This window comes from Opitutus sp. sgz309028 (assembly GCF_059821195.1).
In genome coordinates this window covers 337,950-351,787 of sequence record NZ_JCAMRR010000004.1, presented here as the reverse complement: position 1 = coordinate 351,787, position 13,838 = coordinate 337,950, and the positions used below count along the sequence as shown (strand labels likewise).

The 13,838-nt window shown below is 64.3% G+C and carries 11 protein-coding genes; 6 read left to right on the top strand and 5 right to left on the bottom strand.

What is annotated here, in order from left to right; translation table 11 throughout:
* The first annotated feature begins 174 nt into the window (after nt 1-174).
* Nucleotides 175-2,775, top strand: a complete 2,601-nt coding sequence (locus AC6RV7_RS17145; protein WP_500095254.1) for a TonB-dependent receptor domain-containing protein — start codon at nt 175-177, stop codon at nt 2,773-2,775.
* Nucleotides 2,776-2,863: 88 nt separating this feature from the next.
* Here the strand turns inward: AC6RV7_RS17145 and AC6RV7_RS17140 are convergent, their stop codons facing one another.
* The 4 genes from AC6RV7_RS17140 to AC6RV7_RS17125 form a co-directional block, all read right to left on the bottom strand.
* Entirely contained in the window at nt 2,864-4,714 is a 1,851-nt protein-coding gene (locus tag AC6RV7_RS17140; protein ID WP_500095253.1) for a family 20 glycosylhydrolase, read from the bottom strand.
* 115 nt (nt 4,715-4,829) lie between these two features.
* Nucleotides 4,830-5,771 (bottom strand): transaldolase, encoded by a 942-nt coding sequence (gene tal, locus AC6RV7_RS17135; RefSeq protein WP_500095252.1) that lies wholly within the window; start codon nt 5,769-5,771, stop codon nt 4,830-4,832.
* A 37-nt stretch (nt 5,772-5,808) separates the two neighbouring features.
* Entirely contained in the window at nt 5,809-7,221 is a 1,413-nt protein-coding gene (locus AC6RV7_RS17130; RefSeq protein ID WP_500095251.1) for a CCA tRNA nucleotidyltransferase, read from the bottom strand.
* Nucleotides 7,222-7,225: 4 nt separating this feature from the next.
* A complete protein-coding gene (locus tag AC6RV7_RS17125; protein ID WP_500095250.1) occupies nt 7,226-7,618 on the bottom strand; it encodes a DUF423 domain-containing protein in 393 nt (130 codons plus the stop codon).
* 203 nt (nt 7,619-7,821) lie between these two features.
* On the opposite strand from AC6RV7_RS17125, the gene rplM reads away from it, so the two are divergent.
* The 3 genes from rplM to argC all read left to right on the top strand — a co-directional run bounded on the left by rplM (nt 7,822) and on the right by argC (nt 9,858).
* Nucleotides 7,822-8,250: a 50S ribosomal protein L13 gene (gene rplM, locus AC6RV7_RS17120; protein WP_500095249.1), complete on the top strand. Its 429-nt coding sequence runs from the start codon at nt 7,822-7,824 to the stop codon at nt 8,248-8,250.
* Between the two features lie 11 nt (nt 8,251-8,261).
* Entirely contained in the window at nt 8,262-8,660 is a 399-nt protein-coding gene (gene rpsI / locus AC6RV7_RS17115) for a 30S ribosomal protein S9 (RefSeq protein ID WP_500095248.1), read from the top strand.
* Between the two features lie 172 nt (nt 8,661-8,832).
* Complete coding sequence (gene argC / locus AC6RV7_RS17110; RefSeq protein ID WP_500095247.1) at nt 8,833-9,858, top strand: N-acetyl-gamma-glutamyl-phosphate reductase; 1,026 nt, start codon at nt 8,833-8,835, stop codon at nt 9,856-9,858.
* A gap of 90 nt (nt 9,859-9,948) precedes the next feature.
* Here argC and argJ read toward each other — a convergent pair whose 3' ends face one another.
* Nucleotides 9,949-11,265, bottom strand: coding sequence for a bifunctional glutamate N-acetyltransferase/amino-acid acetyltransferase ArgJ (argJ, locus tag AC6RV7_RS17105; RefSeq protein WP_500095246.1), 1,317 nt, complete (start codon nt 11,263-11,265; stop codon nt 9,949-9,951).
* Nucleotides 11,266-11,535: 270 nt separating this feature from the next.
* On the opposite strand from argJ, the gene argB reads away from it, so the two are divergent.
* Complete coding sequence (gene argB / locus AC6RV7_RS17100; protein WP_500095245.1) at nt 11,536-12,414, top strand: acetylglutamate kinase; 879 nt, start codon at nt 11,536-11,538, stop codon at nt 12,412-12,414.
* A gap of 80 nt (nt 12,415-12,494) precedes the next feature.
* The gene (locus AC6RV7_RS17095) at nt 12,495-13,709 is read left to right on the top strand and encodes an aspartate aminotransferase family protein (protein ID WP_500095244.1); all 1,215 of its coding nucleotides are present in this window, start codon (nt 12,495-12,497) and stop codon (nt 13,707-13,709) included.
* Nucleotides 13,710-13,838 lie beyond the last annotated feature (129 nt).

The window sequence follows — 13,838 nt, the reverse complement described above, 5'->3', positions numbered from 1 at the left end:
TACCGCAGGTAACTCACAGGTGGACGTCATAAAAACGTGTCTTAACGAAAATATTGCTTTTCTTTTCATTCCGGGCAACGTCCGGCGACGAGTCAACGGGCGTCCTGCCCGTTAACTTGCACCAACACAACACAACAGGATACGACTATGAACCATCTCCGTTCGCGAGGGGTCATGGCTGCTGCGGCTCTCGCAACAGCTGGGCTGCTGCCACTTGAAGTCTGGGCGCAGAATGCGTCCGCCAATCGGGACGATCGAGAGGCGCAAAATTTGGTTACGCTCGAAAAATACGAGGTGACCGGTTCGCACATCAGTGGAATTGATGCGGCGGGCCTCAATCCGGTGGCGGCGATTCCCCGCGCCACCCTTGATCTGGGCGGCTACACCAACGTCGGCGACGCGCTCCGCAGTCTGTCGTTCATTTCCGGCTCTTCGATCATCCCCACCGGTTCGGGCAACAGCTTCACTCCAGGCGCCGCGTCGGTGAATCTCCGCGGTCTCGGCGTCAACAACGTGCTCGTGCTGCTGAACGGCCGCCGCGCCGCGCCGCTGGCCACTCCTGGCTACAACGGCCTGCAGACGATGTTCGATCTGAACAGCATTCCCGCGTCTGCCATCGAATCGATCGAGGTGCTGAAGGACGGCGCTTCGGCGATCTACGGCTCCGACGCGGTCTCCGGCGTGGTCAACGTGATCATGCGCAAGAACTACGAGGGCGTCACGACGACGATCGGGGTGGGCAACACGACCAACACCGATTCGCTCGAGAAGATGGCGTCGGTGGTGTTTGGCACGACCTCCGGCAAACTCACCTTCACCACCGCCATCGACTGGACGGAGCGCAACGGCACGCAGGAGGCGGACTACGCCTTTTCGCGCAACGCGGACCTGACGTCCCGCGGCGGCGAGGATCTGCGCAGTTATGCGGGCTATCCGGCGATGGTCTATGTCAAGAGCCTCGACGATTATTATACGTTGCCGGCACCGAAGGTGAATCCGACGCGCAGCGATTTCGTCGTCGCGGACCTGAGCCACGGCACCTATAACTTCCAGGAAGCCGCCGGTCAGATTCCCGAGACCAATCAGTTCGGACTCTATACACGCGGCCAATATGATTTCTCGGACCGGATCTACGGTTTCGCGGAAGTCACCTATCGCCGCACGGAATCGATCATCAATGCGGCGCCCACTCCCGTTTTCAGCTATACCGAGAACGGCGACGGCCCGAATACCGGCACGCTCAACATCCCCGCGACCAACCCCAACAACCCGTTCGGCGAGGATCTGGAGGACGAGTGGTATGCCCGTCTGGTGAACGCCGGCAACCGCGTCAACGAAGTCTCCTCCGATACGCCGCGTTTTGTCATCGGCCTCGGCGGCGAGCTGCCCGCGGATTGGAAGTGGGAGGCGGCGACTCTCTATAGCAAGAACCGCACGGAGAACCTCAATCGCGGCACGGTCTTCGATAATCTCTACCAGAAGGCGCTCAACGGCGTCGATATTGGCGGCACGGTTCTCTACGCCAATCCGTTCGGTCCGGAAGATCCGCGTGTGAGCGCTTATTACACCAACACCGATCCCAACTCGGCCACGTTCGAGCTCCGCACCTTCGACGCCAGCGCCAACGGTCCGATCTTCAGCCTCCCGGCGGGTGAGGTGAAGCTCGCGGTCGGCGGCGAATGGCGCGGCGAGGAGATGGCGAGCATCCGCACGATCAACAACGCCACGGGCAACGTCGTCGGCGGCGCCGAGGGCACCTCGACGTTTGGCGATCGCACCGTCGAGGCGGCCTATCTCGAGGTTCACGTTCCCGTGATCCAGGATATGCAGCTGCAGCTCGCGGGTCGTTTTGAAAACTACAGCGACTTCGGTTCCGCCACGAAGCCGAAGATTGCCTGGTCCTACCGTCCCACGAAGTGGTTGCTCCTGCGCAGCTCCTACGGCCAGTCGTTCCACGCGCCCGACCTCGCCTATCTCTATACGAGTCAGGTGACGACCTTCAGCTCGAGCCCGCTGGCCGACCCGAAGCGCCCGAACGACGCTCCGCGCCAAATCGAAACCAAGGGCGGCGGAAATCCCGATCTCCAGCCCGAGGATACGGATTCGGTTTACGTGGGCTTCCAGCTCAATCCGGGTGGCGTGCTCGACGGTTTCGAGGTGGCGGTGGACTGGCTGCAGTTCAAGCAGACCAACCTGATCGCCCAGCTTGGCGAAGACTACATCCTGAAGCATGAAGACGAGCTGCCGGGTAGCGTCGTCCGCAATTCGCCGGGCGCCGGTGAACAGTTCGGCGTGATCAACTATATCAACGACGTCTATCGCAATATCGACTCCCAGACGTATCGCGGCATCGATCTCGAGTTCCGTTATCGGCTGCAGACGGATACCGCGGGTCGGTTCACCTTCTCGCTCGGTGGCACTTATCTGCAAAAGCTGCACTATAACGACGAGGATTTTGAAGGCACCTACAACTATCCGCACTGGCGCGGCACGTTCGTGAGCACGTGGGACAAAGGCGATTGGTCGGCCTCGGTGATCGTCGACTACATCGGCGAGTTCGAAAATTACTCCGAAGTTGGCACCGTCGGTCGTCAGACGCAGGTGCATCCGCAGATTTCCTACCGCGGCTTCCGCGATATCAAGCTGACCTTGGGCGCGCGGAATGTCTTCAACCAGGATCCGCCGTTCGATCCGCACTCCCCGACTGGCTATAATCAGGATATCAGCATTCCGGAGAAGGCGTTCGTCTACGTTCGCGCTTCAAAGGATTTCTAAATCGCGACGCATAAGTAGTCCGGTCATCCGATCTTCTGACAAACTCCCGGCGTTCGTTCGCCGGGAGTTTTTTTTACGCCGCACCGGACTATCGGGCTTTTGCTCTCGATCGAAAAGTCACCGGCATCAGACCCGTTGCACGGGACCAGTCCGGCACGACAAACCCCCGCGCCGGTGCCGCGCGGCCGAGCCGCACCTGCCGGCCGCCAATCGATGGATGGAATCTCCGGCGTCCATCCGTGAGCACGACATCCTGAATCGCCACGCGGCCGACTCCACGCACGAAGATCCGCAGCTTTGGCCATGCTGCGGGCGGGCCGTCCCACGACACCGGTGCCGCATGTTCGCGCACGAAATCGCTGCGACGGCGCGCGGCTGCGGTTTGAAATTCGATGGTGTGGCAGGACTGCAGCACGCGCCAGGAGCCGTCGGGCTGCTGTTGTTCCACCCCGACCCGTTGGACCGCCGGCGCAAAGTTGCAGACCCGATAACAAAGCTGCCACTCGCCGCCGAACACCGGCTCGCCGCGCTGCCAGGCCCGCAGGCGCTCGGCGTCACGGCGGAGGATCTGCTCGTTCGGGCCGGCGATTTGCGGATTGCGCGTGCGCCGCCACATCGCGCGCGCGCCCTGGGACCCGCGTGAAATAGCCTTCGCGAGTTCGCGCGCCGTCCCGGCTTTGCCGGTCCGCTGCAGTTCCCGCACGCCGCGGTCGCGCACCGCGAGGTAGTGGCGGAAATCGAGGCTCGCGCGTAGAGTTGTAGGCAGCCGCTCCCGCCGGGCGCGCGCGGCGAGTTTCGCGAAATGGCTTTCCTCGGCGCGGTAAGGCGCGAGCGATTCCCGGCGGGAAAGCACGTCCCAGCCGTCGTTGATTTCCCAACGCGGATATCCGCTGAACGGATACCGATCACCGGCGAGCGCGACGCGCGCGGCGGCGCGCCCGCTGCGGCCGAATGTGCGCTCGAAGCCCCGGGCGAGCATCTCCTGCGGATCGGCGATTTCCGGCTCGAGCCACAGGCTGGCGGCGGCGGCGTCGACTGCGGTCGTCAACTCGATCGCGAGCCGATACGGCTCCCACGAACTCACGAGAAAGCCGGTCGCGCCAATTCGCCGCGCGTGCTGCCACCACGCGACGATGTTGTTCATCCGGTCGGAGAAGTGCGGCAGCGGTTCGTAACGAAACGCGCCGTTCATCGGGCAGCCGTAGAGTTTTGCGCCCTGACGCCGCAGCGGCGTCGCGATGTCCATCTCGCGAAAATTGAACAGCTCCACGCGCGGCCAGCGGTGAAAGGCATGATAATACCATTCGTAAACGGTGAGACCGCGCGGCAGCAGCGGGATCGCGTCGGGCAGGAAATAGAACATGTCGCCCCACAGCCCCATCTCCAGTCCGAGCGAGCGAACAAGCGCGTGGAGCCGCCGGACGTAGCGCGCGAAATGGCCGGCGAGCCCGATGCGCGCAATCTCGCGCCGGCTGAGCGGGTGCTGGCCGAGGTGAAACGATTCGTCGAGGCCGACGTGCACCTTGCCGGCCGTGCAGAACGGCGCCAGGTCGCGGAGGAGTTTTCCGGCAACTTCGAGCGTGCGGGGATGGACCGGACAAATCTGTCCGCGCTCGAGCGGCGAGCCGTCGGGCGCGCGGAGCTCGTTGAGATCGCGCAGCTCCGGAACCTTGATCAGGTATTGCGTGTGTCCGAGGAGATTGACGATCGGTACGACGCCGATTCCGACGCGCGTCGCCGCGTCGACGAGCCGGGCGAAATCGTGCCGGCTGTAGGCATCGGCCCGCGCGATGTCCGGGAAGCTTGGATACGCGACGGCGTCTTCGAGATGCAGGTGAAGCTCGTGGTAGCCCCAGTCCGCGTAGCGCGGCAGCTGGTCAATGAGCCAGTCGAGGCGTTCGACCTGGCGGGCGAGGTCCCACTGAAACGAGCGAATCATGTGGCCGCCAGTCATGGCGGCAGCGCGTCGGCGGTGCAACCCGTAGGGCGGGTTCCAACCCGCCCTTTCCCCATTGAGACGCGAGCCGGTCCGGAGACCGGCCCGGCGCAACGGCTCACCCGCGCTTTTTGCGGATCATGTCTTCGAGTTTGATGGCGTCGGCGGCGAAGAGCCGGATGCCGTCGGAAAGCTTTTCCGTGGCCATCTGGTCCTCGTTGAGCGCCCAGCGGAAGCCCTTCTCGTCGAAACTCACGCGTTCGATCTTCGCGCCCGTGGCGTGAGCAGGATCGAGTTTGCGTTGCACGGGATCGTTCGACGCGGCGAGTTCGGCCAGGAGATTGGGCGAGATGGTGAGCAGATCGCAGCCGGCGAGTTCGAGGATCTCGCCCTTGTTGCGGAAGCTGGCGCCCATGACTTCGGTTTTGTAGCCGAATTTTTTGTAGTAATTGTAGATCGCGGCGACCGACTGCACTCCCGGATCCTCGGTGGCGGCGTAGTCGCGGCCGGTGCTCTTCTTGTACCAATCGAGGATGCGTCCGACGAAGGGCGAGATGAGCTGCACTTTCGCCTCGGCGCACGCGACTGCTTGGGGAAACGAAAACAGCAGGGTGAGGTTGCAGTTGATGCCTTCCTTCTGGAGCTGCTCGGCGGCGCGAATGCCTTCCCACGTGGAGGCGAGTTTGATCAGCACCCGCTCGCGGCCGATGCCGGCTTTTTCGTAGAGCGCGATGATTTCGTGCGCTTTGGCGATGCTCGCGTCGCGGTCGAACGACAAGCGTGCGTCGACCTCGGTGGAGACGCGTCCCGGGACAATCTTCAAAATCTCGGTGCCGAACAGCACGAGCAACGCATCGATCACCGTGCCGACCGGCGCACCGGCGGCGGTGTCCTTGACCGCGCGGTCCACGAGGTGCGCATAGGCCGGCATCCCGGCGGCTTTCAGGATCAGGCTCGGGTTGGTCGTCGCATCCTGCGGCTTGAACTCCTTGATGCTGGAAAAATCGCCGGTGTCGGCGACGACCTTGGTGAATTGCTTGAGCTGTTCGAGTTGGTTCATGGCTAGGGGAAAAGGTGGGTGGCGCGGGTCGCGTTGGTCAGCCTAATGGCGAACTGGTTTCGCGCAAACGGCGTTCCAGCCATTCCACTCCACCGGCTTCGTCGGTGAACACGCCGTCGAGCTGAGCCTCGAACGCGGCGTCAAGGATCGGCCGAAACAGCGGGCCGGGCGCATAGCCGCGTGCGAGCAGATGGCGGCCGAGAACGATCGGCTTGGGCGCCGCGCGCTCGAGGGCGAGGGCGTAGGCCTTGGCGCGCAGCTCGGCGATGAGTTTCAACGTTTCCGGAGAATCGAGCGGCGGGCGTCCCAACGAGTCGGCGGTCATCACCAGGGCGAGGTCGTCGATCGTCGCAGGCGCGAGCTTGCGCGCGAGCCGGCGGACCTGCGAATCGGTGTAGGTTTCTCCCGTGCCGTGGTGGTGGACGAGATGGTGCACGACCAGTTCGCAGACGACCGGATCGAGTTCGAGCGGCGCGCCGATGCGGCGCAGAAAGTTTTTCGCCAGCGGTCCACCGGCGGACTCGTGGCCGGGACTGAGCCATCGCATGACGCCGCGTTTCTCGGCGCGGACGGTGGTGGCCGGTTTGCCGAAGTCATGGGCGAGGACCGCGAACATCAGCAGCCGCCGGCGAGCGGGATCGCTGGTTTGCCATTCGTCGATCCGCGCGAGGGCGTCGACACAGTGTTGCGTGTGCGTGAAGACGTCGCCCTCGGGATGCCACTCTGGCTCCTGTGGCGTGCCTCGGAGCGCGGCGATCTCCGGGAAATGCCTCAACCAGTCCGTCTCTTCGAGGACGGCGAGTCCGCGGGACGGCTTGATGGACTTCACGGCCCATTTTTCCCATTCGCCCCAAATGCGCTCGACGGGCAACTCCGCAAACGTAGCCGAAATCTGGCGACACAGCGCGGCGGTTTCCGGCGCAAGCGTCAGATCGAAACGCGCCGCGAGTTGAAAGGCCCGCAACACGCGCAACGGATCCTCGGCGAAAGCCGCGCTGGTGTGGCGCAACACGCGTTGCTCCAGATCCCGCTGGCCGCCGTGCGGGTCGACGATCTCACCGGTGAACGGATCCTGCGCGATCGCGTTGATGGTGAAGTCGCGCCGCGCGGCCGCTTCGGCGTCGCTGAGCATCGGATCCGGCGCCACCGCAAAGCCACGATGGCCGGCGCCGGTCTTCGATTCGCGGCGCGGCAGGCTGAAATCGTATTCGGCTCCGGTGGCGGCGCTGCGGACCTTGATGACGCCGAAGCTGCGGCCAACGACATCGGTGGCCCCGAAACGCGTCAACGCGCGCCGGAGCGTTTCGAAATCGACGCCGGCGACCTCGACGTCGAAGTCCTTCGGCTCAAGCCCGAGCAACGCATCGCGCACGCCGCCGCCGACGAGTCGTGGCCGTCCGACGCGACGGACCGCCTCGAGCATCGTGCGCAGGTCCGGCGGCAGCGTCATCGCGTCAGGTTTTCTTCTTCGTGAACGCGGCGACGGCGACAAAAAGCCAGCCGGCGACCAGCGCGAGTCCGCCGAGCGGAGTGACCGGTCCGAGCCACCGCGGTCCGCCCAGCGCGAGCAGGTAGAGCGAACCCGAGAAAACGACAACGCCTGCGATCCAGCAGCCCGCGGCCCAGCGGGCGAGACGTTCGCCGCCGAGCGCATCGAACCGCAGCCAGACACCGAGCGGCAGGAGCGCGATGGCGTGCCAGAGATGATACCGGACGGCCGTTTCCCAAGCGACGCTCATCCCGCGTTCCATCAAAAACGCCCGCAGCGCGTGCGCTCCATAAGCGCCAAGCGCCACGCCGGTGGCGCCGAGGATTCCCGCGGCCAACAAGACAATCCGGTGGTTCATGGGCGCAGGCTTGCACAAGTTTCGGGCAAAACAAGCTTCGGTGCCGCGCCGCGGCGGCATGACTTGCCTCGCGGGCCCGAAACGCTGGCGTGAAGGTGCGCCTGTTGCCCGGCTTTTGCGGCGGAAAGCAGACGCCCGGCTCTGCGAGCGAAAACAGGGGTTGACAGCTTTGCCCGAACCCCTAGCTCTTGGCCTCTTTTCTCATGAAAACCTTCCTCGCCAAAAAGGAGACGGTGCAACCCAAGTGGTATCTGATCGATGCCGCGGGCGTTCCGCTGGGCCGTCTCGCCGTGAAAGCCGCCAACGTGATCCGCGGCCGGCACAAGGCGTCCTACACCCCGAGCGTCGACACGGGTGACTATGTCGTGGTGATCAATGCCGAGAAGGTCGCGCTCACCGGCAAGAAGGAAGAGCAGAACGAATATATGTTCTTCTCCGGTTTCGTCGGTGGTGAGAGCTACCGCAGCATTCCGCAGATGCGCGAGCGTCGCCCCGAGTTCATCATCGAGCACGCGGTCAAGGGCATGCTGCCCAAGAACCGGATCGCGGCCAAGATGCTGACGAAGCTCCGGGTGTTCCGCGGCGAAGCGCACGGCCACGAGTCGCAGAACCCGACCAAGATTTCCGTCTGATCTGATTGCCCATGAGCACCGCCACGAACGTTTTCACCGCCACGGGTCGCCGCAAGACCTCGACCGCCCGCGTCCGCATCTCCGAGGGCACCGGCAAGCTGACCTGCAACGGCCGCGATTTTGAGAATTACTTCTCGCACGAGAATTTTGCCAAGCAGGCTTACTCGCCCCTCCTCACGGTCGACCTCCGCGAAAAAATCGACGTGACGGTCAACGTGTCCGGCGGCGGTGTCGCCGGCCAGGCCGGTGCGGTCGCCCACGGCATCGCCCGCGCGCTGCAGAAGATGAACGGCGAGCTCCGTCCCGCGCTGAAGAAGGCCAACCACCTCACGCGCGACGATCGCATGAAGGAGCGCAAAAAGCCCGGCCAGCCCGGCGCCCGCAAGCGCTTCCAGTTCTCGAAGCGCTAAGCGCCCGACGAACTCGACTCCCTTTCAAACCGTCCGCGCTTCGTGCCGGACGGTTTTTTTGTGTCCAGCTCGGGCGATGACACAATAACCACGGCGGAACCCGCGGCACTGATTGGCCTTTGCACGAAATCCGCCTCGATTCACCCGTCGCAATTTTCAAATCTCTCCTCTCATGAAAGTCGGCATCGTTGGTGCGTCCGGTTATTCCGGCGAAGTCCTCGTCAAGATCCTGCTCGGCCATCCGAACGTGACGCTCGCGGCGGTGACGTCGCGCTCGCACGCCGGCAAGCCGCTCGCGGCCGTGATTCCTTCGGTGCGCGGTGCCGATCGGGGCCTGAAGTTCACCGACTCCGATCCGGCGGCGCTCGCAGCCAGCGACATCGACCTTTTCTTCCTGGCGCTGCCGCACGGCGCGGCGGCGATGTATGCGAAGGCGCTCGTGCCCGCGGGCAAGCGCGTCATCGATCTCAGCGCCGACTTCCGGATCGCCGATCTCGCGACGTATCAAAAATACTATGGCGAACACCACGCGCCCGAGTTGTTGCCCGGGGCGCGTTTCGTTCTGCCCGAGCTGACGCCGACGGCATGGAAAACCGAGGCGAAGCTTGTCGCGGCGCCGGGTTGTTATCCGACGAGCGTGCTCGTGCCGCTGCTGCCTCTTCTCAAGGCGGGCGTCCTCGCGCGGGAGCACATCGTCGTGAATTCCTTCAGCGGCGTGAGCGGCGCGGGGAAGAAAGTCGACGAGATGTATCTCTACGTCGAACGCGCCGAGAGCACGAAAGCTTATGGCCTCGTGAAACACCGGCACCTGGCGGAAATCGAGGAGCAGCTCACCGTGCACACCGGCGGCAAGACCGTGATTCAGTTCAACCCGCACCTCGCGCCGATGCGCCGCGGGATCGCGACCACAATCACCGCGCCCGCCGCGGCCGGGGCGACGATCGAGAAGCTCTATGAAGCGTGGCGCGCGGTTTACGCCGGCCGGCCGTTCGTTCAACTGCTGCCGAGCGGCGAGTATCCCGATACGGCGCACACGGTCGGCACGAATCGCGTCGACATGTCCGCCGTGCACGATCCGCGCACGAACAACTTCGTGATCACCTCGGCCGAGGACAACCTGGTGAAAGGCGCGAGCGGCCAGGCCGTGCAGATCATGAACCTGTGGTGCGGCTTCGACGAAACGGCGGGTTTGATTTGAAGCGCCGCGGCGGCAAGTCCGCCGTGGCTCACGCCGAGAGCGTCGGGCGATCGGAGCCCGGCGAGACTTCGCGGCCTCGGCGCCTCCGCCCTAGCTCCGGTAGTCCGCGTTTTCGCTGACGTATTCGTGCGTCAGGTCGCCCCCGAAGATCGTCGCCTGATGCTCGCCGCTGCCGAGGTCGACTTCGATTTCCACGCAGCGTTCGTGCGGCGGATAATCGATCGGCGGCGCGAACACGCCGTCCTTCGGCGCCGCGCTGGCGTAGAGCTCGGCGCCGCGCAGATGGGCGGCGAGAGCGGTTTCCTTGTCCGGATTCAGCTGGAAAACGCCGTTGGCGAAAATCTCGATGCCGCCCATTCGCAGCCGGGCGCGCGACAAATCCGTGTGAGGCGAGTGGGCGCCGACGTGCTTGCCGATCGCCTGCACGAGACGGCCGACATTTGGATCGTTGCCGGCCACGGCGCATTTGAAGAGCGGAGCGTTGACGATGACCTTGCCGAGCGAACGGGCGAGTTCGCGCGAGGCGGCATTTTTCACGGCCACACGAACGACGTGACGCACGCCCTCGCCATTGCGGACAACGTCCTCGGCGAGATCGCGGCACACCACCGCGAGTGCGGCTTCGAACTCGCGCAGATCCGGATAGGGCACACGGCCGGACGACACGGCGACGACGGTGTCCGACGTGCTCGTGTCGCTGTCGATGCTGATCGAGTTGAAACTCGGATCGACGCAGCGCACCAGCATCGCGCGCAGTTCGGCGCGCGGCACGGCGACGTCCGTCAAAATATACACGAGCATCGTGGCGAGGTTCGGCTCGATCATGCCCGCACCCTTGGCGATGCCGACGATGGAGCCCTTGCCCACGGCAGCGCGTCGGATTTTTGGATACAGGTCCGTCGTCACGATGCCTTCAGCGGCGGGAAGGATCGAGCCGGGCGCGAGCTGTTTCACGGCGTCGGGTAGCGCGGCGATCATCGCGTCGGCGGGCAACGTCCAGCCGATCACGCCGGTCGAGCTCGGCAGCACCTGTTCGCTGGCGAGTCCGAGGAGCCGCGCGGTGGCGAGGCAGATTTTCTCGGCGGTTTGCACGCCGTCGGGCGCGCAGACGTTGGAGATCTTGTTGTTCACGAGGATCGCACCGAGCGTGTCCTCCTGCAGCCGCTTGCGTCCGACGATCACGGGCGCGCCGGGAAAGGCGTTGCGCGTGAACACCGCGGCGAAGTCGCGCGTGGGCTGGTCGAGCGCGATGAGCGTGAGCGTCATTTTCGCGGGCTTGGGCGCCTCGCGCGGCGTGAAGTCGAAGCGCGTGGTGCCGACCTTGAAGCCGGCGGGCAGCGCCGCTTGTTCGGCGAGCCAGGCGCGATGAGCGTCGCGGGACGTGAACGTGAGAGTCGTGCTGGGCACGCGCAACAAGTGGGAGTGTCGAGCGCGGGAGTGAAGTCGAATTTGCGCGCGGTCGCGACGCGGGTGTTACAGGAACCGGAGCACCCGCAAGGAGGCTGCTGCTCGCCACGGTGGTTTTACCGACGCTGCAAAAGTTTCCACGAATTTGGTGGAAAAGCGGGGCCCGGCTGCGTAATGGCTTTTCCCACTTCGCACTCAAGTGAACGCACCCTCTCGTCAATCCCACTCCCGCGTGGCCGTGCCCGGCCGCGGAGCCTCGATCACTGACTGATGAACGTTGCTGACGTTACAGCGAAGGCGAAGGTGCTGCTCGAGGCCCTTCCCTACATCCAGGATTTTCGCGGCTCGACGTTCGTGGTCAAATACGGCGGGAGCTTCATGGACGATCCCGATCCGGTCACCCGGACGCGCGTCGCCTACGACATCGCGTTCTTCGCGGCCGTCGGCATCAACGTCGTCGTCGTGCACGGCGGCGGCAAAGCGATCACGCGCGCGATGGAGACGTCCGGATTGAAGGCGAATTTCGTGAACGGCCTCCGCGTCACCGACGAGGCGACGATCGCCGTCGTGAAGCGGACCCTCGACGAAATCGTCAACAAGGACGTCTGCGACGCGATCGTCTCCGCCAACGGCAAACCCAAAGGCCTGCCGGGAGATACGGTGCTCGTCTGCCAAAAACTCACGACGGACGACAACGGCAACGCCGTCGATCTCGGTTATGTCGGCGACGTCACCGAGGTGAAGGTGAAGCTGATCAAGAAGGAGATCGCGGAAGGTTTCGTGCCGGTGATCTCGCCGGTGGCCGAAGGTTACGACGGCAAGCCTTACAACGTGAACGCCGATCTCGTGGCCGGTCGGGTGGCGAGTGCGCTGCGGGCGCGGCGCCTGGTCTACATGAGCGATGTCCCGGGCCTGCTGTCGAATCCGGCTGATCCGCAGACTTTGATTTCCACGCTGAAAGTCGGCCAGGTCGACGACCTGAAAAAGAAGGGCGTGATCGACAAGGGCATGCGGCCGAAAGTGCAGAGCGCCATTCGCGCGCTGCAGGAAGGCGTGCAGCGCGTGCACTTCATCGACGGCCGCCTGCCGCATTCGCTGTTGCTCGAGATCTTCACCGACAAGGGCATCGGCACCGAAATTGTGCAGTGAGGAATCGACGGCAGGTGAGGGTGAGCGGGGGAGGGAATAAGCTTTAAACCCGTTTTCACTTTCACTCTCACTTTCACGCCATGAGTCCTTCGATCGTTCGCACCAGCACGGCTGAGCTTTACGACGCGCATGTGTTGAAAAACTATGCGCGCGCCCCGCTGACCCTCGTGCGTGGCCGCGGCACGGAGGTCTGGGACGACGCGGGCAACAGCTACCTCGACTTCACGTCGGGCATCGCGGTGAGCGCGCTCGGCCATTGTCATCCGCAGTGGGTCGCCGCGGTGCAGCGTCAGGCCGGCGAGCTGATCCACGTCAGCAATCTTTTTCGCAATCCGAACCAGGGCGAACTCGCGCGGCGGCTCGTGAAGTATGCCGGACCGGGCCGCGTGTTTTTCTGCAACAGCGGCGCCGAGGCGAACGAGGCGTTGATCAAGCTCGCGCGGCTGCACGGCATGCAGAAGACCGGCGAGGAAGGGAAATGCTACAAGATCGTCTGCGCGAAAAACGCGTTCCACGGCCGCACGTTCGGCGGCATGAGCGCGACGCCGCAGGAAAAGATCCAGAAAGGCTTTCGTCCGCTCGTGCCGGGTTTCGCGTTCGGCGAGATCAACAACCTGCAGAGTTTCGCCGATCTGGTCGATGACCAGACCGCCGCGATTTTCTTCGAGACGATCCAGGGCGAGAGCGGCATCAACGTCTGCACGCCCGAGTTTCTGCGCGGAATTCGCGAACTCTGCACCGAACGCAATCTGCTGCTGATGCTCGACGAGGTGCAGTGCGGCGTCGGCCGCACGGGGAGTTTTTATGCGTTCGAGCAGGCGGGCATCACGCCCGACGCGATCGGCATGGCGAAGGGCCTTGGCGGCGGTTTCCCGATCGGCGCGATGTGGGTGCGCGATCGTTACGCGGACCTCTTTCATCCCGGCAATCACGGCACGACCTTCGGCGGCACGCCGCTCGCGTGCGCGGCAGCGCTCGCGGTGCTGGATGTGATCGAACGCGACGGCCTGCTCGAACAGGTGCGAAAGAACAGCGGGCCCTGGCTCGCGGCCCTGCAGCAACTCGCGAAGGATTTCCCGTCGCAGGTGCTCGCGGTCCGCGGAATCGGTTATCTTGTCGGTATTCAACTCGCGAGCGATCCGTCGCCCTATCTGGCGGCGCTGCGCGAGCACGGCTTGCTCGCGCCGAGCGCAGGCGGAAACGTCATCCGGCTGCTGCCGCCGTTGAACGTGTCGCCTGACGATCTCGCGAAATCCGTGGAGATATTCCGCGCGGTGCTGCAGGCGAAGGCCTGAGCCGCTCGTCGCGCCGGAGTGCGATTATTAGGGCGGGGTCTCCCGACCCCGCCTTACCAGGGCTGCGCGGCGAGAGGGACCTCATTTTTCACTCGTGAGAGCGAAATCGACTCTCTAGACCTCACCGTT

Bases quoted from the DNA above. Each gene is read 5' to 3' on its own strand.
- AC6RV7_RS17145 (WP_500095254.1), top strand. From the start codon at position 175: ATGGCTGCTGCGGCTCTCGCAACAGCTGGGCTGCTGCCACTTGAAGTC.
- tal (WP_500095252.1), bottom strand. From the start codon at position 5,771: ATGAACCAACTCGAACAGCTCAAGCAATTCACCAAGGTCGTCGCCGAC.
- AC6RV7_RS17140 (WP_500095253.1), bottom strand. From the start codon at position 4,714: ATGATTCGCTCGTTTCAGTGGGACCTCGCCCGCCAGGTCGAACGCCTC.
- rpsI (WP_500095248.1), top strand. From the start codon at position 8,262: ATGAGCACCGCCACGAACGTTTTCACCGCCACGGGTCGCCGCAAGACC.
- rplM (WP_500095249.1), top strand. From the start codon at position 7,822: ATGAAAACCTTCCTCGCCAAAAAGGAGACGGTGCAACCCAAGTGGTAT.
- AC6RV7_RS17130 (WP_500095251.1), bottom strand. From the start codon at position 7,221: ATGACGCTGCCGCCGGACCTGCGCACGATGCTCGAGGCGGTCCGTCGC.
- AC6RV7_RS17095 (WP_500095244.1), top strand. From the start codon at position 12,495: ATGAGTCCTTCGATCGTTCGCACCAGCACGGCTGAGCTTTACGACGCG.
- argB (WP_500095245.1), top strand. From the start codon at position 11,536: ATGAACGTTGCTGACGTTACAGCGAAGGCGAAGGTGCTGCTCGAGGCC.
- AC6RV7_RS17125 (WP_500095250.1), bottom strand. From the start codon at position 7,618: ATGAACCACCGGATTGTCTTGTTGGCCGCGGGAATCCTCGGCGCCACC.
- argC (WP_500095247.1), top strand. From the start codon at position 8,833: ATGAAAGTCGGCATCGTTGGTGCGTCCGGTTATTCCGGCGAAGTCCTC.